At 38.9% G+C, this 16,106-nt stretch carries 23 protein-coding genes; 10 read left to right on the forward strand and 13 right to left on the reverse strand.

The window, feature by feature from the left end; all coding sequences use genetic code 11:
* Positions 1–3 precede the first annotated feature (3 nt).
* From E2R53_RS06595 to acnA, 3 genes are all read right to left on the reverse strand, one after another.
* Entirely contained in the window at positions 4–144 is a 141-nt protein-coding gene (locus E2R53_RS06595; protein ID WP_435796781.1) for an FbpB family small basic protein, read from the reverse strand.
* Between the two features lie 105 nt (positions 145–249).
* Positions 250–762, reverse strand: a complete 513-nt coding sequence (locus E2R53_RS06600; RefSeq protein ID WP_133310941.1) for a redoxin domain-containing protein — start codon at positions 760–762, stop codon at positions 250–252.
* A 159-nt stretch (positions 763–921) separates the two neighbouring features.
* Positions 922–3,648 (reverse strand): aconitate hydratase AcnA, encoded by a 2,727-nt coding sequence (gene acnA / locus E2R53_RS06605; protein WP_133310942.1) that lies wholly within the window; start codon positions 3,646–3,648, stop codon positions 922–924.
* 242 nt (positions 3,649–3,890) lie between these two features.
* Between acnA and sspO the strand changes: the two genes are divergently transcribed.
* A complete protein-coding gene (gene sspO, locus E2R53_RS06610; RefSeq protein WP_133310943.1) occupies positions 3,891–4,040 on the forward strand; it encodes a small acid-soluble spore protein O in 150 nt (49 codons plus the stop codon).
* Between the two features lie 34 nt (positions 4,041–4,074).
* Here sspO and E2R53_RS06615 read toward each other — a convergent pair whose 3' ends face one another.
* Entirely contained in the window at positions 4,075–4,338 is a 264-nt protein-coding gene (locus E2R53_RS06615; RefSeq protein ID WP_133310944.1) for a hypothetical protein, read from the reverse strand.
* Positions 4,339–4,468: 130 nt separating this feature from the next.
* On the opposite strand from E2R53_RS06615, the gene E2R53_RS06620 reads away from it, so the two are divergent.
* The 6 genes from E2R53_RS06620 (at position 4,469) to E2R53_RS06645 (ending at position 6,975) form a co-directional block, all read left to right on the forward strand.
* Positions 4,469–4,615 (forward strand): small acid-soluble spore protein P, encoded by a 147-nt coding sequence (locus E2R53_RS06620; protein ID WP_070877355.1) that lies wholly within the window; start codon positions 4,469–4,471, stop codon positions 4,613–4,615.
* A 261-nt stretch (positions 4,616–4,876) separates the two neighbouring features.
* Positions 4,877–5,281, forward strand: coding sequence for an Hsp20/alpha crystallin family protein (locus tag E2R53_RS06625; protein WP_165970912.1), 405 nt, complete (start codon positions 4,877–4,879; stop codon positions 5,279–5,281).
* A 261-nt stretch (positions 5,282–5,542) separates the two neighbouring features.
* A complete protein-coding gene (locus tag E2R53_RS06630; protein ID WP_133310946.1) occupies positions 5,543–5,722 on the forward strand; it encodes a hypothetical protein in 180 nt (59 codons plus the stop codon).
* Between the two features lie 256 nt (positions 5,723–5,978).
* Positions 5,979–6,137 carry a YflJ family protein gene (locus E2R53_RS06635; RefSeq protein ID WP_133310947.1) on the forward strand — a complete coding sequence of 53 codons (159 nt, stop codon included), beginning with the start codon at positions 5,979–5,981 and terminating at the stop codon, positions 6,135–6,137.
* Between the two features lie 146 nt (positions 6,138–6,283).
* Positions 6,284–6,478, forward strand: coding sequence for a hypothetical protein (locus E2R53_RS06640; protein ID WP_133310948.1), 195 nt, complete (start codon positions 6,284–6,286; stop codon positions 6,476–6,478).
* A gap of 71 nt (positions 6,479–6,549) precedes the next feature.
* The gene (locus tag E2R53_RS06645; RefSeq protein WP_070877351.1) at positions 6,550–6,975 is read left to right on the forward strand and encodes a DUF2621 domain-containing protein; all 426 of its coding nucleotides are present in this window, start codon (positions 6,550–6,552) and stop codon (positions 6,973–6,975) included.
* A gap of 61 nt (positions 6,976–7,036) precedes the next feature.
* Here the strand turns inward: E2R53_RS06645 and E2R53_RS06650 are convergent, their stop codons facing one another.
* The 3 genes from E2R53_RS06650 to E2R53_RS06660 form a co-directional block, all read right to left on the reverse strand.
* Positions 7,037–7,519, reverse strand: a complete 483-nt coding sequence (locus E2R53_RS06650; RefSeq protein ID WP_133310949.1) for a CcdC family protein — start codon at positions 7,517–7,519, stop codon at positions 7,037–7,039.
* A gap of 108 nt (positions 7,520–7,627) precedes the next feature.
* The gene (locus tag E2R53_RS06655) at positions 7,628–7,987 is read right to left on the reverse strand and encodes a response regulator (protein WP_133310950.1); all 360 of its coding nucleotides are present in this window, start codon (positions 7,985–7,987) and stop codon (positions 7,628–7,630) included.
* A 114-nt stretch (positions 7,988–8,101) separates the two neighbouring features.
* Positions 8,102–8,809, reverse strand: a complete 708-nt coding sequence (locus tag E2R53_RS06660) for a cytochrome c biogenesis CcdA family protein (protein WP_133310951.1) — start codon at positions 8,807–8,809, stop codon at positions 8,102–8,104.
* Positions 8,810–9,076: 267 nt separating this feature from the next.
* On the opposite strand from E2R53_RS06660, the gene E2R53_RS06665 reads away from it, so the two are divergent.
* Complete coding sequence (locus E2R53_RS06665; RefSeq protein WP_133310952.1) at positions 9,077–9,256, forward strand: aspartyl-phosphate phosphatase Spo0E family protein; 180 nt, start codon at positions 9,077–9,079, stop codon at positions 9,254–9,256.
* Between the two features lie 69 nt (positions 9,257–9,325).
* Here the strand turns inward: E2R53_RS06665 and E2R53_RS06670 are convergent, their stop codons facing one another.
* The 6 genes from E2R53_RS06670 to yneA all read right to left on the reverse strand — a co-directional run bounded on the left by E2R53_RS06670 (position 9,326) and on the right by yneA (position 13,671).
* Complete coding sequence (locus E2R53_RS06670; protein ID WP_070877347.1) at positions 9,326–9,544, reverse strand: YneF family protein; 219 nt, start codon at positions 9,542–9,544, stop codon at positions 9,326–9,328.
* Positions 9,545–9,629: 85 nt separating this feature from the next.
* A complete protein-coding gene (gene sirA / locus E2R53_RS06675; RefSeq protein WP_133310953.1) occupies positions 9,630–10,076 on the reverse strand; it encodes a sporulation inhibitor of replication protein SirA in 447 nt (148 codons plus the stop codon).
* Between the two features lie 140 nt (positions 10,077–10,216).
* Positions 10,217–12,223, reverse strand: coding sequence for a transketolase (gene tkt, locus E2R53_RS06680; protein WP_133310954.1), 2,007 nt, complete (start codon positions 12,221–12,223; stop codon positions 10,217–10,219).
* Between the two features lie 175 nt (positions 12,224–12,398).
* Positions 12,399–12,629 carry a DUF896 domain-containing protein gene (locus E2R53_RS06685; RefSeq protein WP_133310955.1) on the reverse strand — a complete coding sequence of 77 codons (231 nt, stop codon included), beginning with the start codon at positions 12,627–12,629 and terminating at the stop codon, positions 12,399–12,401.
* A gap of 63 nt (positions 12,630–12,692) precedes the next feature.
* On the reverse strand, positions 12,693–13,343 hold the full coding sequence (locus E2R53_RS06690) for a YneB family resolvase-like protein (protein ID WP_133311189.1): 651 nt from the start codon (positions 13,341–13,343) through the stop codon (positions 12,693–12,695).
* A 13-nt stretch (positions 13,344–13,356) separates the two neighbouring features.
* Positions 13,357–13,671 carry a cell division suppressor protein YneA gene (gene yneA, locus E2R53_RS06695; protein WP_133310956.1) on the reverse strand — a complete coding sequence of 105 codons (315 nt, stop codon included), beginning with the start codon at positions 13,669–13,671 and terminating at the stop codon, positions 13,357–13,359.
* A 158-nt stretch (positions 13,672–13,829) separates the two neighbouring features.
* Here yneA and lexA point away from each other — a divergent pair, with 158 nt between their 5' ends.
* Both lexA and E2R53_RS06705 read left to right on the forward strand, forming a co-directional pair.
* Complete coding sequence (gene lexA, locus E2R53_RS06700; protein WP_070877342.1) at positions 13,830–14,450, forward strand: transcriptional repressor LexA; 621 nt, start codon at positions 13,830–13,832, stop codon at positions 14,448–14,450.
* A 96-nt stretch (positions 14,451–14,546) separates the two neighbouring features.
* Positions 14,547–16,004, forward strand: coding sequence for a hypothetical protein (locus E2R53_RS06705; RefSeq protein WP_133310957.1), 1,458 nt, complete (start codon positions 14,547–14,549; stop codon positions 16,002–16,004).
* Positions 16,005–16,106: the final 102 nt, after the last annotated feature.

Consider the following 16,106-nt stretch of genomic DNA (forward strand, 5'->3'; position numbering starts at 1 on the left):
GATTTAGCTGAGCTTATCCAGCAGCCTCTGCTCTACTCTCTCCTCGAGCCGGTTTAAAGCTTCCTGATCTTTCAGCAGTTCCTTCTTATTTTCAAGAACTAATTCCTCAAATGTCATTTTTTTGATTTTTCTCAAGCAGGACACCTCCATACGTAATATATTCAGTTTTGCCATAATCAAGAAAAATAGTACAAGTTTTTAGAAAAAACAAAAAAAGACTGTTCAAATTATATGAACAGTCGCTTACAGTTACATTTCCAGCAGCTTTTCCATTGTTTCCTTTGTCATCGCACCGCGGGAAATATTCATAATTTTTCCTTCTTCATCAAGAAAATAAGTTGTAGGATACGAATAAACTTCATATTGAACACTTACTCTTCCATCCTTATCCAAGGCCACAGGAAAGGTAAGTTTTCGTTTGGAGATAAATGACTCAACATCTTCTCTGCTTTTTTCAGCATTCGTCATATTTACAGCGAGAACAACCAGATTATCCTGATGCTCATTCTGCAGCTTTTGCATTTCAGGCATCTCCGCTTCGCACGGCGGACACCAAGTAGCCCAGAAATTCACCATCACTTTTTTGCCTTTTACGTCATCTAACTGAACGTTTTCTCCATTTAACATTTCAAGTTCGAATTGGGGCGGCTTATTTCCAACCTCAAGCCCTTCTTTAGGTTCTTTAGGCAAGATGGCAAACCAGATTGCATAGCCCGCTAAAAATACCAGCAGACCAATGGCGAGTATTCGTTTCAATTTCATTTCCCCCTTGCTGTATATCCCATGTAACTCAATTATATGTAAGTATGATGGCAGTAGGACAACCACCTGTATACGTTCTATTTTATTAAATCATCTCTTTTTAAAAAGGACAATAAAACCACGAAAAAAAAAGGACGGAAACTCCGTCCTTTTCATCATTTACCCTTTAATTTTTTCGCGCAATACCATTTGAAGGATGCCGCCGTGACGGTAGTAGTCAACTTCAACATCACTGTCGAAACGGACAAGCACTTCAAATTCTTTTACGTTGCCTTCTTCATCAGTTGCTCTTACTTGAACATGGTCGCGAGGTTTAACTGTTTCATCAATCAGAACTTCGATTGTTTCTTTACCAGTTAAGCCAAGTACTTCAGCACTTTCTCCCTGCTTGAACTGAAGCGGCAGAACACCCATGAAAACAAGGTTGCTTCTGTGAATACGCTCAAAGCTTTCAGCAATGACTGTTTTAATGCCAAGAAGGTTTGTCCCTTTTGCTGCCCAGTCACGTGAACTTCCCATGCCATAATCTTTGCCGGCAAGAACGACAAGACCTGTTCCGTCTTGTTTGTACTTCATGCAAGCGTCATAGATAGAAGTTACTTCGCCTGTTGGCCAGTAAGTTGTGTAGCCGCCCTCTGTTCCAGGTGCTACTTGGTTTTTGATGCGGATATTTGCAAATGTTCCGCGCATCATCACTTCATGATTTCCGCGGCGAGAACCATATGAGTTAAATTCTCTCGGACTGACGCCTTTTTCCTGAAGGTAACGGCCTGCAGGAGTATCTTTCCCGATTGAACCGGCTGGCGAGATATGATCAGTTGTAACAGAGTCTCCGAATTTTGCAACTACGCGCAAGTTCGTAAGCGGCTCAACTAGACCCGGCTCTGGATTTAAGTTTTCAAAGAAAGGAGGATTTTGAATGTAAGTGGAATCCTGATCCCACTGATACAATGCCTCATCTGTCGTTTGAATCGCATTCCAGCGCTCGTTATCATCAAAAACTCTGCCATATTCCTGACGGAAGAGCTCCGGTGTTACCGTTTGTTTTACAATCTCATTGATTTCGTCCATTGCAGGCCAGATATCGTTAAAGAAAACATCATTGCCATCCTTGTCTTTACCCAATGAATCATTTTTAAGATCAATATTCACTGTTCCAGCTAGAGCATATGCCACAACTAACGGAGGTGAAGCCAAATAGTTTCCTTTTACAAGCGGGTGAATTCTTCCTTCAAAGTTACGGTTTCCTGAAAGAACGGAAGTCACAAGCAAGTCATTTTCAGCAACAGCTTTTTCAATCTCTTCTGCAAGCGGACCAGAGTTCCCGATGCAAGTTGTACATCCATAACCGACAACATTGAAGCCCAATTGGTTCATATATGGAAGCAATCCTGAGTTCTCAAGGTAGCCTGTTACAACTTTTGAGCCTGGAGCTAAAGAAGTTTTCACATAAGCAGGAACCTTCATGCCTTTTTCGATTGCTTTTTTAGCTACTAAACCAGCTCCAACCAGTACATACGGGTTAGATGTGTTTGTGCAGCTTGTAATCGCAGCAATAGCAATTGCTCCAGTTTTCATTTTTGTTTTTTCTCCGTTTGCAAGCGTTACGCTGATTTCTTTATTCGCTTCAGCTGCTTCTAAACCGAAGCCCTGGTTGCCTGCTGGAGCAGCAAGAGCTGTCTGGAACGATTTCTGCATAGCTGATAGAGGAATTAAATCTTGAGGACGCTTAGGACCTGAAAGATTTGCTTCAATTTTAGAAAGATCAATTTCAACCACAGATGTGTAAACTGGCTCTACATCTGGTGAGAAGAACAATTCGTTTTCTTTGCAGTATGCTTCAACAACATCTACAAGCTCCTTGTCACGGCCAGTTAACTTCATGTATTCAAGTGATTCATCATCTACTGGGAAGAAACCGCAAGTTGCGCCGTATTCAGGTGCCATGTTGGCAATTGTTGCACGGTCTGCAAGCGGAAGCTGAGGTACACCAGGTCCGAAGAATTCAACAAACTTGCCTACAACGCCTTTTTGACGAAGGACTTGTGTTACTTTAAGCGCCAGGTCAGTAGCCGTAGTGCCATTTGGCATTTGGCCAGTCAATTTTACTCCGATTACTTCAGGAACAGGGAAATATGATGGCTGTCCAAGCATTCCAGCTTCAGCCTCAATGCCGCCGACACCCCATCCTAATACGCCGATGCCGTTGATCATTGTAGTATGTGAATCCGTTCCCACTAATGAATCTGGATATGTTTCAAATGTACCGTCTTCGCCTTCAACTGCATGAACAACGTTTGCCAGGTACTCAAGGTTTACCTGGTGAACGATTCCAGTTGCAGGAGGTACAGCCCGGTAATTATTAAACGCTTTCTTTGCCCAGCTCAAAAATTTATAGCGCTCAGCGTTGCGTTCGAATTCAAGTTCCATATTGAATTGCAGGGAGTCCATTGTTCCCGCTTTATCAACCTGTACAGAGTGGTCGATGACCAAGTCCACTGTAATTTCAGGGTTAATAACGTCAGGATTGCCCCCGATATCTGCCATTGCCTTACGAAGTGAAGCAAGGTCTACTACAGCAGGTACGCCTGTGAAATCCTGCAAAATAACACGTGATGGCTTAAATGGCACATCCAGCTCCTTTTGCTCTGCAGTTCCCCATTTTGCTAAATTTTCAACATGCTCTTTTGTAATGACTCTTCCGTCTACTTGTCTTAATACAGACTCAAGCAGAACCTTAATTGAGTATGGCAATTTCGAAATATTGCCGACTCCTGCATCTTCTAATGCTTTTAATGAGTAATAGTTGTATGTTTTTCCGCCTACTGTAAAACTTTTACGCGCTTGGAAAACATCGTGATGTGATAATTGCTGTTGTTTCGTCATATGTTTTCTCCCCTTTTAAATCAAAATCGACGTGTGTCGAAACCTCGGTCTCTCCCACCAAATTATTCGCACAATTTCATCTTAATACATGTTTTAACATAAGTAAATAACAATGCTGTTATCAAACTACATAAGTAGTTCTTATAGTTGTAAACTTCAGTACTTTTTTAATATAAAGAATTGTAAACGCGCACATCATTTCTTCTAAGAAACAAAGACTATATCCATGGGGGTGAAAGACAATGGCAAAACGCAAAGCAAACCATGTCATAGAAGGCATGAATGCTGCATCTGCACAAGGAAAAGGGACAGGATATAATGAGGAATTTGCAAATGAGCCTCTATCTGCCGCCCAGAAGCAGAATAATAAAAAACGCAAAAAAAATCAGTAATCAAAAAACGACGGATTTCCCGTCGTTTTTTAACTTATTGTTCCTCAATATTCACTTCTGCAACAATTCTTGAGAGATCTTTCCTGTATTGCTCTAAAGTTGCACGCTGTGTTTCTGAAGCCACTTCAAGAGCATTGTTAATTTGTTCATATGCTTCATTCACTTCTTCTCTTAAGTGGCTGAGCTGAATGCCGTAATCTGAACTGTTTTCTGAAAGCTGCTGATACATATTTTCAGCTTGGGCGGTTCCTTGCTGAGCAGCCTGAAAAGCCTGCTGTTTATTCTTATGATAAGGCATATAATTCCCTCCTGTAGTAATGCTGATATGTAGCTTATTGTTGGACATAAATGGTCATATTATACAGCCTTTAACTTGTATGTTTGCACCGTAAAAGTTTCATCCTATTTAGAAAGGATGGTGAAAAAACATGGCCAATAAAAATGACAGCAAAGATATGCACAAAAATGCACCTAAAGGCGATAATCCGGGTCAGCCTGAACCTTTAAGCGGATCTAAAAAAGTGAAAAACCGCAACCATACCCGCCAAAAACATAATTCTCATCACGATATGTAAATACAGCAAAATGAACGGCTCTGCAAAAGGCATCCGTTCATCTATTTTTATTTTTATGGCCAAGCATGAACGCTCCTCACTAATAATAAAATATTTTATATAGCTCCCCTCAAATATTAGATTAATTATGAGAACTCTTCTTCTGATTGCTGTAAACCCTTTCACTGCTTTTACTCTTCTATATTTGTTTTACTTCCATTCACGCAATGTCTATGAACTGAATAAGATTTAAGTAGTATGGTTTTTGGAGGTCAATATGAGATGGATAAAAAAAAGCGTTCTAAACCATCTGATCTAAGCTGTATTGAAGACTGGATGAATCAATTTTTCACAGATCCATTCTCAGCTCTGCTTGATTACCATTCTTTCCGTGTGGATTTATTTGAAACAAGTGATGAATATATCGTAGAAGCAGAATTCACAAATGTTAATCCAGAAGATATAAAAATAGTAACCAATCAAGAAACGCTAATCATCTCTGCCCATCCCTCTCTATCTGCAGATGAAGACAAAGATCAGCTGGAAAGATCCATTCTTCTTCCTTTTTCACTTGAGAAAAAAATGATAGAAGCTTTTTTTTCAAATGACATTCTGGAAGTGAAAATATGTAAAGAAGGCAGCTGTGCCCGTTCCGGGTGCCACATACCTGTCCAATTTACAAATTAAAGCAAGATATTGTCTTGCTTTTTGTTTTGAGTAAATCATATTTTAAGAAGGCTGTTTTCGAATAGATTGTTGTTTTTGAATATAAATGTTGTCCGTTCCTTTCCGCTGCAATCCACTAATGGTTTTGAACTTCTAGTTTAAAAGCAAAATATTTACGAAAAGAGCCTTTTAATAAAGACCATTTTTCCGTCTCTTTTAGGTGATGGTTTAGACAAGTCCTTTTCAATTCGCATATTAGTATTGAAAAGGAGCGTGAAAGGTTTGGGTGTATATATTAAAAGTCTCGTCATTCATCAAATTACAGGCGGAGTAGTGAATTTCGGAAATTCCATTCATACAGGATCTAATGAAACAAGCAAGACCATTCAGGAATCAGAGCAGGAAACGAGCGAAACGGCACCTGAAAAGATGCCGCCGTTAAGAGTCCGATTCCTTTTTTAATCCAGAATTTTTCGGTATTTGGGTTTGAACATTTATTTCAATTTTTTTGATCTCATTGTGCCCGCAGCGAGTGCATCGTTGGTTATCGTTTAAAAGCAGCATGCAATTTGTACAATAATACTTCTCCATGTCTGAGCCTCCTATAGAGCAATATATGTTGGGGAGGCTTGAAAGTTTCTTTATAATGGACTGTCCTTGTTCTGAAAAACTCCTTTTTATCATATTTTCTTCTAACTATACAAAAAGGGGTTTTCTTATGGCTTACTACGGATCTAAAGGATGGTATGTTAAAAAACTGAGAGAAATGGGGATCACCAAACACCCCATTGAAAGACGGAAATTGAAGTTATACAAAACCTTTGTTCTCCGCAATCTCTATTTCCGGTTCACTCATGAAACGGATGAAACTTCCTGATTTCAGGAGGTTTCTTTTTATGAGTAAATAGAACCAAAAAACAAGCTTATTCATCAAATTTTTACAATAATAAGGAAAATAATTCTTTTTCCTAGTCGTTTTTAATCATATAATGAATAAGAAACTGCTGATTAGGAGGAGCGTTTATGTCGTTACTGTATGAAATTCTGTATCTTCCCACGAATTCCGGCACAATTCGTATTGACCTGTCTTACAAGCGCTCATTTTATTTTGCACATGCTGAGCTGCTCGGACATACCTCTTCAGGCAAAGACCGAAATAAACGCAATGCAATAAAAAAATCCCTGCTTGCGCTCTCAAAACAGGTTCAGTCCGGTTAAGACAACTTTTCAACCCCTTTTTCGTGGTGTATAATAAAGGCAGATTGCAGGCTGGATCGGAGGTTTGAAAGATGTTAGACGGCTGGTTTCTATGGTTTATCCTTTTTTGGGTCGTTTTCCTTGCAGGGATGCTTGGAATAGGCGGGTTTTTTATGTTCCGCAAATTTTTAAAGCGTTTACCTAAAGAGGATGGCAAATCAGACCTTGATTGGGAAGATTACTACATACAGCAAACAAGGCACCTCTGGGATGCAAGGCAAAAAGAACTTTTAGAAGACCTTGTTGAACCAGTGCCTGAATTATTCAGAGATGTCGCAAGAGCTAAAATCGCTGGAAAAATAGGGGAAATAGCATTAAAGGAAAATGCAGATCAAATCACTCAGGATTTGGTCATTCGCGGTTACATTACAGCTACTCCTAAACGAGATCATAAATTTCTGTTAAAAAGGCTTAAAGAAAAAGAAATCGATCATACACCTTACAGAGCTTTATTTTAAGAAAAACACAATATCCTTTCTAATCATTGAAAAAACCCGCCGGAATCCACTGGCGGGTTTTTCATGTAGCCTGGATATTTGGCGGGTTGAGCTGACTTTCGAGTTTCCGGTAAGAAAGATACATGGCAATTCGCCAGGGCACAATCATTCCAAACGCCAAAATCCAGAACATGCCGCTCAGTTCACCAACGTCAATCGTATTGCTCAAGTAAAATTTCAATGCGATTCTAATGATCAGCAGCCCGATTAATATAAACGCAAAAGCTTTAGATCTTTTTAAATAAATTTTGTCTTCTTTCACTTCAAATGTTGATGTTTTAATTAAGAAAATAGAGAAAATACATCCAAGCGTGATCGCTTCCAAAAATTCTAGCGGAGTCACACGGAACATAGGATGCAAAAACATCAATGCACCAGTGCTCATAAAGATAGGCGGCAAGATAATCTTTCTGGCACTTGCAGGCTTTTTAGAAGCTCTCATGCGTATCATCATGACACCTAATGCCATAACTACTGCAATAATTGTTGAGTAAATGACCAACATGATCAATCCTTTTCACGGAGTTCCTTATATTATAATATACATTAGTCAAAAATAAAAAACCATCTCGTCAAATTTCCGATGGTTCTTCGGTATAAATAGAGTTTGAATTCAACCCAGAACACGATTAATGGCGTCGTACACTCTCGTTTCATCAAATGGCTTAATGATGAAGTCCTTCGCTCCAGCTTCAATTGCTTCAACGACCATTTTCTGCTGCCCCATCGCTGAACACATGATAATCTTCGATTCAGGAAATTCTTTTTTAATTTTTTTTAATGCTTCAATCCCGTTCATTTCCGGCATTGTGATATCCATCGTAACCAGATCCGGCTGCAATATTTGATAAAGACGTACGGCTTCTGCTCCATTTTCAGCTTCTCCAGCAATTTCATGTCCATTGCTTGTCAGTATATTAGATAATGTCACTCTCATAAACTTGGCATCATCTACTATCAGCACTTTAGCCATGCAAGCTCCTCCTCACAGTGTTACCGAAAGAAATACTACTATTCTATGAGTTATTATATCAAAAAAAGGAGCAGAAGGTAGTAAAAACGACCTAAAAAAAGAAAAAAATTAGGTCTAAAATCCTGTAAACCCTCCAAACATTCTGCTGAAGACGATAATAATCTGTGTCATCCAGTTAAAAAAGAGCATGATACCGATTACAATCATCAGCCAGCCGCCGAACTTCATGATTTTCAAATTGTGTTTACGTATCCATCCAAGTCTGCCAATAAAAAACGCCAAAATTAGAAAAGGGATGGCAAAACCAAGCACATAAGCAAGCATGTAGAGCATAGCAGACCCTGGATTGCTTAATGTAAGAGCGAATACGGCTGTTAAGATCGGTCCTGTGCAAGGAGTCCATCCAGCAGCAAAAGCAAGTCCTATAAGAACAGAACCAAAATAACCGGATGGTCTGTTTTTCAATTCAAACCGGTGTTCTTTCATTAAAAACTTTGGCTGGAAAACACCAACTATCACTAATCCAAAGAAAATAATGAGAATCGCGCCAATTTGTCTGATTAAATCCTTATAATCAAAAAAGAATTCCCCGATAAAAGAGCTCCCAAAACCGAGGGCAATAAAAATAATTGAGAAGCCAAGCAAAAAGGAAAGCGTGTGGAGAAAACTCCTTTTTTGCAGCATAGCATTTTCTGTTTTAATCTCACCGACCGATACTCCAGTTATGTATGATAAAAAGGCAGGATATAAAGGCAGGCAGCAAGGTGAAATAAAAGATAGAAAACCTGCTCCAAACGCTAAAAACAAGTTCAAATCTGTCATTTTTGTGATCCTCCTCTCTTAGTTGAGTCACATTTCATTCTAGCAAATACATCCAAAGAATTATATGTTTCACTATGTGACATTTTTATGTCAATTCCTTAACATCTATGCAAAAGGATTTCTTCATCGAGCTGATACCTTTATAATAGTCATATATTAATTGGCAAATCCTTATTTTTCCTTCGAATTATTTTCCAAATTAGGATATAATAGAAATTATTAGCAAGAGGATCGGATAGAACTTACATACAGAAAGGACAAGTTTTCGTGTCTAAACAAGAATTATTGAAACTTATTGAAAAAAAACGGGCGGAAATGATCGATATCGCAACGAAAAATGGAATTAACTCAAACGTTTCCATTCAATACAGTCAGGAACTAGATCACTTGCTGAATGAATACAATCGCTATAGCTACAGTTCAATGAAACGAATGACTTATTCTTAAAAACCATACAAAAAAGCACGCTCAGAGCGTGCTTTTTATCATATAAAAACCCCGCATCAATCGGAATTTTTATTTTGCTTGATTGTTCATCATTTTCATCATTTGATTGATTTTCTTTTGGGATGGTTTCATACCCATTTGCATCATCATCATTTTTAACATTTGCTCGTTAATTGGCGGATTTTTCTTCAAGTAACTCATCATATACTGGCGAGCAATGAAAAATCCTAGTGCTACTCCAGCAATTAATGCCAGAACGCCTACTAGAATGACTACCCACAGATCCATCGTATTTCCTCCTTCATGTTGTCTATTTTACAGTGTACTAAACCATAGGATATTATACAACAAATACTCCATAATTTCTGCCTTTTTAGACAAATTTTCTTTCTTTTATCGGTTTTAGCCAGCCGTATCGTTTTGCTTCGAAATCCATAGCTAAAAAACAGGAGTCAATTTTCCTGAGTATTTCAAAAAAGATCGCTTCCATATCAAAGCTTCCAATTGAAGTGACTTCTATATATTGATCCCTTACTTGAAGCAAGGCATTCCCCCGCTTGGATTCACTGTCGATGCGGTGATGTCCTTCAATATGAGCATAATTGTATCTGTTCGTTAAACTTGATTCAATCATGTGATCTATAGATTCAGCCGAAATAGACTTCGTTACGTATCTGATTTGTTTATATAGGTGATTAAATTCCAGCTGCTCAGGGCTTGTCCGGAGATATTCCTGAAAAAGATGGAACAGTTTCGCTTCTCGGCCAAAAAAGTGGTTCGCAAATTCCTCTTCTATTAAATAGACGTAATAGTGCCTCATTCTTCCACCCCTCCGAAATGACTATTATCGTCAATTATAAGGGAACGAAGTATTAGAAATTTGTCTAAATAGCAGAGGGATGCATCACTTTTTTTGTCGAAAAAGAGAGAACGATCAAAATCGTTCTCTCTCAGAGGTGATTATTGTTCAAGCAGTGCTTTTACTCTTGCCATTACGTTTTCAACAGTAAAGCCATATTCTTTCATAATTTTATCTCCAGGTGCAGATGCGCCAAACTGGTTGATGGCAAGAACATCGCCTTCATCGCCTGTATAGCGTTCCCAGCCAAGCGGAGCTGCCATTTCAATCGCAAGACGTTTTTTAACTGTCTTAGGAAGAACGGAATCACGGTATTCTTTTGATTGACTCTCAAATCGGTTCCATGATGGCATGCTGACAACAGCAACATCAATTCCTTCTTTAAGAAGCGCATCCTGTGCTTCAACCGCAAGGCCTACTTCAGATCCTGTAGCTAATAACAGGGCATCCGCTGTTTCCTTTTTGCTTGGTGAGATTGTATATGCTCCTTTAGAAACACCATCATAGGCAGTTTCAGAGGTGCCTTTGATTGTTTTTAAGTTTTGTCTAGTAAGAACAAGTGCAGTTGGAGACATTTCTGACTCCATTGCAATACGCCATGCTGCAGCAGTTTCATTACCATCTGCAGGGCGAATAACGGATAAGTTAGGCATTGCACGCAGAGAAGGAAGCTGTTCAATCGGCTCATGAGTCGGTCCGTCTTCCCCAACAGCAATACTGTCATGTGTGAATACATACGTAACAGGAAGTCCCATAAGAGCTGCTAATCTGATAGCCGGACGAAGGTAATCAGAGAATACGAAGAATGTACCTCCATATACTCGCAGGCCGCCATGCAGGGCCATTCCATTTAATGCCGCACCCATTGCAAATTCACGTACACCAAACCAGATATTTCGTCCGCTGTAATCTTCAGCTGTGAAATCTGCCGCACCTTTTATCGAGGTGTTGTTGGAACCCGCTAAATCAGCTGATCCTCCAAAGATGTAAGGAATGTTTTTAGCAAGACCATTTAATACCTCACCAGAAGATGCACGTGATGCAAGTGCTTTTCCTTCTTCATATACAGGCACCGCTGCATCCCAGTTTTCAAGCAATTCGCCTTTAATGCCGGCGTTCAGCTGTTTAGCAAGCTCTGGATATTCTTTTTGGTAGCTATCGAATAGAGAATTCCATTCCTGCTCTTTTTTAGATCCGAACTGTTCAGCTGATTCCTTGAAATGGGCATAAACTTCATCTGGAACGTAGAAGTCTTCTTCAAATGTCCAAGCGTAAGCTTCTTTTGTCAATTTAATTTCGTCAATTCCAAGCGGCTTGCCGTGTACGTCAGATTTACCTGACATATTTGGAGATCCGTACCCGATTGTTGTTTTCACTTCAATTAATGTTGGACGGGTTTCATCTTGTTTAGCGGCTTCAATAGCTTTAGAAACCTCTTCTAAATTATTGCCGTCCTCAACACGGATAACCTGCCATCCAATTGACTTAAAGCGATCTTCAACATTTTCAGAGAATGAGCGATCTAAGTCGCCATCAAGTGAAATATCATTTGAATCGTATAAAACAACTAATTTGCCAAGCTTCAGGTGACCTGCAAGAGATGCTGCTTCAGAAGAAATACCCTCCATTAAGTCTCCATCTCCGCAAATAGCGTATGTGTAGTGATCTACTACAGGATAAGATTCTTTATTGTATGTATGTGCCAGATGACGTTCTGCCATGGCCATTCCTACAGCCATGCCGATACCCTGTCCCAATGGACCCGTAGTTGCATCTACACCTGCAGTGTGATGGAATTCAGGGTGGCCTGGAGTTTTACTTCCCCATTGTCTGAAAGATTTAATATCTTCCATTGAAAGATCATAGCCTGATAAATGAAGCAGACTATATAAAAGCATTGAGCCATGACCTGCCGATAAGACAAAACGGTCACGGTTAAACCATTCCGGGTTTTTAGGATTATGATTCATATATTGTGTCCAAAGTGCATAAGCCATTGGAGCTGCCCCCATAGGCATTCCAGGATGTCCTGAATTTGCTTTCTCGATTGCATCGATCGATAATGTTCGGATCGTAGCAATAGATAAGTCTTGAATTGAATGTGACATGATTTGATCATCCTTTCAGAAATAACATTCTACTTTCTTATCATAGCTGTACACTCTTTATCATACAACCATTATGCATGAAATGTAATAGTGCATTAAGATGTGTAAGAAACTATTCTAATGTATTATGTGCAAATTGAAAAGGAATACATCATAAATTGACGCATTCCTTTTATTAATGAAGGTTTCGCTTCTTCTCATCTTTTAATTTTTGAGGTGTGACATCCGTTCCGTTTGGATCGAGAATTGTAACGCCTTTTAATGTATTTTTCATAGAGCCGCGAAACACCTGCAGATATTCCTGTCTAAGGCTTTGCTGTTCATATAGTTCTTCAGCTGATAATGCGGCTGACTTAGCCTTTTTGGAAAGTTCATTAATTCTGGCCATTTTTTCTTTTGAAAGCATGTTGGTAACTCCTTTTTGTAGATTCACTATGCTATCGTACTAAAAATGACCTAAAAAGACAACTTATTGGTCTCCTGACTGTTTCATATATTCCTGATATCTTCTATGTACCGTTGCCTTTGAAACATCGTGTCCGAAGCCTCTTAACGTTGCGGCGATTTCGGCAAAGGTCAGTTTGTTTTGCTTTAATCGGACAATTTCTGAAACAGGAAGCTCTTTTTTGTCCTTGCCGGGGCTTTCATGGATATTAGAAAGGTTGTTTTGAGGCTTAAATCCATTTTTGACTGCCCGCTGCATGCCTCTTTTGATTTTCAGGTTGTGAATCTTCCTTTGATATTCTTCTACAATGCTCACAATTTCAAGCACCATAGAATCAGCCTCTGATAGCAGAAGTCTCCCGTTATGAGTAACTGAATAAAGAGTTATTCCCTCTTTAAGCAGAAAATGAATGAGTGCAATTCTGGCATTCCCTCTTCCAAGCCTTGTTTCATCCTGGATGAGGACTGCATCCACCTGCTGACTTTTGATGCAGTCGAACAGTTCAAATATCCCGTCTCTTTCTATATCATAGCCGCTGGCCTGCTCTTCAATAATTTTTACAATATTCATGCTGTTCTGCTCAGAAAGCTTGATTAGTTCTTCCTTCTGCCTTAAAAGAGATGTTTCCTGTTCTTCTTTCACTGTGCTGACTCTGCAATAGATGATGGCGTTCAGTGTTCTCACTTCCCTATTTCTTGCTTGCTATTTGATTTACCTCATAATAAGCTGTTTTTTCAATTGGTATAAAGACTTGTTCTCCAGGTTTAATGACAGCTGTTTCCATGCCGTTTTTTTCCTGAACCCACTCGACGAAATCTGTCTTAGACAGATTATGATGTTCGTTAAATTTGTCTGCAATGCTCCAGATGCTGTCCCCTTCAGTAACTTCTATATTTACGTAGTGATCCATGCTGTCTTTTTCACCAGTATAAGATAAAGCAAAGACAGCGACAATAACGACGATAAAAAATGAGAGTAAATAAGAAAATGATTCTTTCAACATAATCCCCACCTTGAAATAGAATGTTTGTTCGTACTTTTGATATTTTCAGTATAATGCGAACAAACGTTTCTGTCAACGGATTTTTTCGAACTTATGTTTGTATGCGCAGGAAAAACATGCTATAATCAACATAAATTACAGGACGCGAGGTGCAAAAGATGACAAAATTATCAAAAAGACAGCAGGATATCTTAAACTTCATCAAATTAGAAGTTCAAAAAAAAGGTTATCCGCCTTCTGTACGTGAAATTGGCGAAGCTGTCGGCCTTGCTTCTAGTTCAACTGTACACGGTCACTTGGCAAGGCTTGAGAGCAAGGGCTTGATCAGACGCGATCCAACAAAGCCGAGAGCTATTGAAATCCTTGAAGAAGAGACTTCACATATTCCGAGAGCAAGCGTCATTAATGTTCCGATTATCGGTAAAGTTACAGCAGGTTCTCCTATCACAGCCATCGAAAACGTCGAGGAATATTTTCCGCTTCCTGATACATTTGCAGCATCAGATGATCAAGTATTCATGCTCGAAATTATGGGAGACAGTATGATAGAAGCAGGAATTCTGGACGGGGATATGGTTATTGTGAAGCAGCAGAAGACGGCAAATAACGGGGATATTGTAGTTGCCATGACAGAAGATGATGAAGCAACTGTTAAACGGTTCTTTAAAGAAAAAGACTTCATTCGCCTTCAGCCTGAAAATTCAACAATGGAACCGATTATTCTGCGAAATGTAACGATTCTCGGAAAAGTCATCGGGGTATACCGTAATATCCATTAAAAATCTTTGCTGCTAAGCAAAGATTTTTTATTTTGGGTTTTATGCGGTTCTGCAAGGGGAAGATAATAGTTGATAAAAATTTAGAAGAGGTAGCCTATGATATCCGAACTTAAACATAATGAATTGATCGTACAGCGAACGAATTCCCAATTTGTTTTTCCTTTTTCGTGGGCTAAGGACTCCATTAAGCCTTTGACTAAGGAGCTTGAAACAAACGGATTTGAATTTTTTACAATTGATAATAGCAGCCAGCAGACTAAATATTACGGCGGAAGTATGGAGATCCCGCATAAACGCTTAAATCATTATTTCATGCCCTACATAGAACAAATACTATTTCCGGATAAATATAAAGAGAAAGCCATAAACCGCTATTCCAAACAGTTAAATTTGGATTGCAGACTTGAGACTGCCCGAAATCTAATTTCAATGAAGGTTCTTTCGATCGATATTTATCTTTGTCCATTCTCCATCGGCATGGTTACGATTCGAACAGAACCATACAGCAGCGGTACAGACTTCACTTTAAGCGATGCCCTTGATTTTATGGATCATTTCAGAGTTCTCGAACCAGCAATAACGGAGGAAAAAGGGACTGTTCTTTATTCAGGTGAAAAGCGGTTTGATAGAATTCAGGATTTTATTTTCCAGGAACTGTGCCCTTATATTGTTCCCTTCATTGAAAAAAACGAAAATAATCAATCGGCCTATTTGGGCAGTCTTCCATATTTTATTGATGAAAGAATGTTTGTATCCAGTTTTTTAATGACTGCTCCCGATGTAAAAATAACAAACAACGATTTATTTCGAATCGGCCATATGAATGGATATAATCACAATAAACAACCATATATTTCTGCAAGTAATCAAAAGTATATTGATAAATACGTAAGTGACCATGTTTATGACAGATGGTCCCCTGACAGTTTTCATATCATCAGCGACCATACATTTACGTGCATTAGCAGAGACAGAGAAAATGAAAAGCTGATAGCTGAAGAGATGTACGGCCAGCTTTATTACAATATGATCCTGCATTTATTTTATAAAATTGTTCTTTTAAAGCTTTCTTACAGCTATTCACAGCTATATATTGACCAAAAACAAGACAAAATGGACAAATTGATCAGATCGATCACGAATTTCACCGCAAAATATATTTTTTCTGAAATCAGCAGCCGTTCTGAAGGTCAGGAGCTTTCTGTCATGATGAAAGATCGCTTCAAAATTGAAACCCTTTACAAAGAGGTAAAAAATACAATGGACAGCCTTTATCAAAATCAGGAAAAGCTTGCAAGCAAACGTCATAATTCTTTATTGCTGATCTTAACGACCTATACCGTTATTTCTGGTATTTACGGAATGAATCTCGTGATAGAGGACTGGCGGGGGAAAATTGAGTGGAGCAAGCTTGCTGGATATTCCATCTTTGAATATATTTCCCTCGTTGTAGCTTTATCTGGTATTGCTGTAGGAAGTGTGCTTGCGGGGCTTGCAATCATGAGGCTGCTTAAAGACTATTTTGATAAGCGAAAGTCGGAAAACCTCGACTGAATGATTCCGAATTTTTGACTGAAAGAATAAAAACCCCTCAGCTGATGCTGAGGGGTTTTAGCGGTATTAATATTGAGACATATACTGTTCTCTTTCTCAAGG

Origin of the sequence: Peribacillus frigoritolerans (genome assembly GCF_004358755.1) — a bacterium.
Taxonomy (GTDB): Bacteria; Bacillota; Bacilli; order Bacillales; family Bacillaceae; genus Bacillus_P.

What these genes read in the sequence shown, in the direction of transcription:
- E2R53_RS06705 (WP_133310957.1), top strand. Translation starts at nt 14,547, where the DNA reads ATGATATCCGAACTTAAACATAATGAATTGATCGTACAGCGAACGAAT.
- sspO (WP_133310943.1), top strand. Translation starts at nt 3,891, where the DNA reads ATGGCAAAACGCAAAGCAAACCATGTCATAGAAGGCATGAATGCTGCA.
- E2R53_RS06625 (WP_165970912.1), top strand. Translation starts at nt 4,877, where the DNA reads ATGGATAAAAAAAAGCGTTCTAAACCATCTGATCTAAGCTGTATTGAA.
- E2R53_RS06685 (WP_133310955.1), bottom strand. Translation starts at nt 12,629, where the DNA reads ATGCTTTCAAAAGAAAAAATGGCCAGAATTAATGAACTTTCCAAAAAG.
- yneA (WP_133310956.1), bottom strand. Translation starts at nt 13,671, where the DNA reads ATGTTGAAAGAATCATTTTCTTATTTACTCTCATTTTTTATCGTCGTT.
- tkt (WP_133310954.1), bottom strand. Translation starts at nt 12,223, where the DNA reads ATGTCACATTCAATTCAAGACTTATCTATTGCTACGATCCGAACATTA.
- E2R53_RS06650 (WP_133310949.1), bottom strand. Translation starts at nt 7,519, where the DNA reads ATGTTGGTCATTTACTCAACAATTATTGCAGTAGTTATGGCATTAGGT.
- E2R53_RS06615 (WP_133310944.1), bottom strand. Translation starts at nt 4,338, where the DNA reads ATGCCTTATCATAAGAATAAACAGCAGGCTTTTCAGGCTGCTCAGCAA.
- E2R53_RS06620 (WP_070877355.1), top strand. Translation starts at nt 4,469, where the DNA reads ATGGCCAATAAAAATGACAGCAAAGATATGCACAAAAATGCACCTAAA.
- E2R53_RS06660 (WP_133310951.1), bottom strand. Translation starts at nt 8,809, where the DNA reads ATGACAGATTTGAACTTGTTTTTAGCGTTTGGAGCAGGTTTTCTATCT.
- E2R53_RS06645 (WP_070877351.1), top strand. Translation starts at nt 6,550, where the DNA reads ATGTTAGACGGCTGGTTTCTATGGTTTATCCTTTTTTGGGTCGTTTTC.
- E2R53_RS06640 (WP_133310948.1), top strand. Translation starts at nt 6,284, where the DNA reads ATGTCGTTACTGTATGAAATTCTGTATCTTCCCACGAATTCCGGCACA.
- E2R53_RS06635 (WP_133310947.1), top strand. Translation starts at nt 5,979, where the DNA reads ATGGCTTACTACGGATCTAAAGGATGGTATGTTAAAAAACTGAGAGAA.
- lexA (WP_070877342.1), top strand. Translation starts at nt 13,830, where the DNA reads ATGACAAAATTATCAAAAAGACAGCAGGATATCTTAAACTTCATCAAA.
- E2R53_RS06670 (WP_070877347.1), bottom strand. Translation starts at nt 9,544, where the DNA reads ATGGATCTGTGGGTAGTCATTCTAGTAGGCGTTCTGGCATTAATTGCT.
- E2R53_RS06600 (WP_133310941.1), bottom strand. Translation starts at nt 762, where the DNA reads ATGAAATTGAAACGAATACTCGCCATTGGTCTGCTGGTATTTTTAGCG.
- sirA (WP_133310953.1), bottom strand. Translation starts at nt 10,076, where the DNA reads ATGAGGCACTATTACGTCTATTTAATAGAAGAGGAATTTGCGAACCAC.
- acnA (WP_133310942.1), bottom strand. Translation starts at nt 3,648, where the DNA reads ATGACGAAACAACAGCAATTATCACATCACGATGTTTTCCAAGCGCGT.
- E2R53_RS06655 (WP_133310950.1), bottom strand. Translation starts at nt 7,987, where the DNA reads ATGGCTAAAGTGCTGATAGTAGATGATGCCAAGTTTATGAGAGTGACA.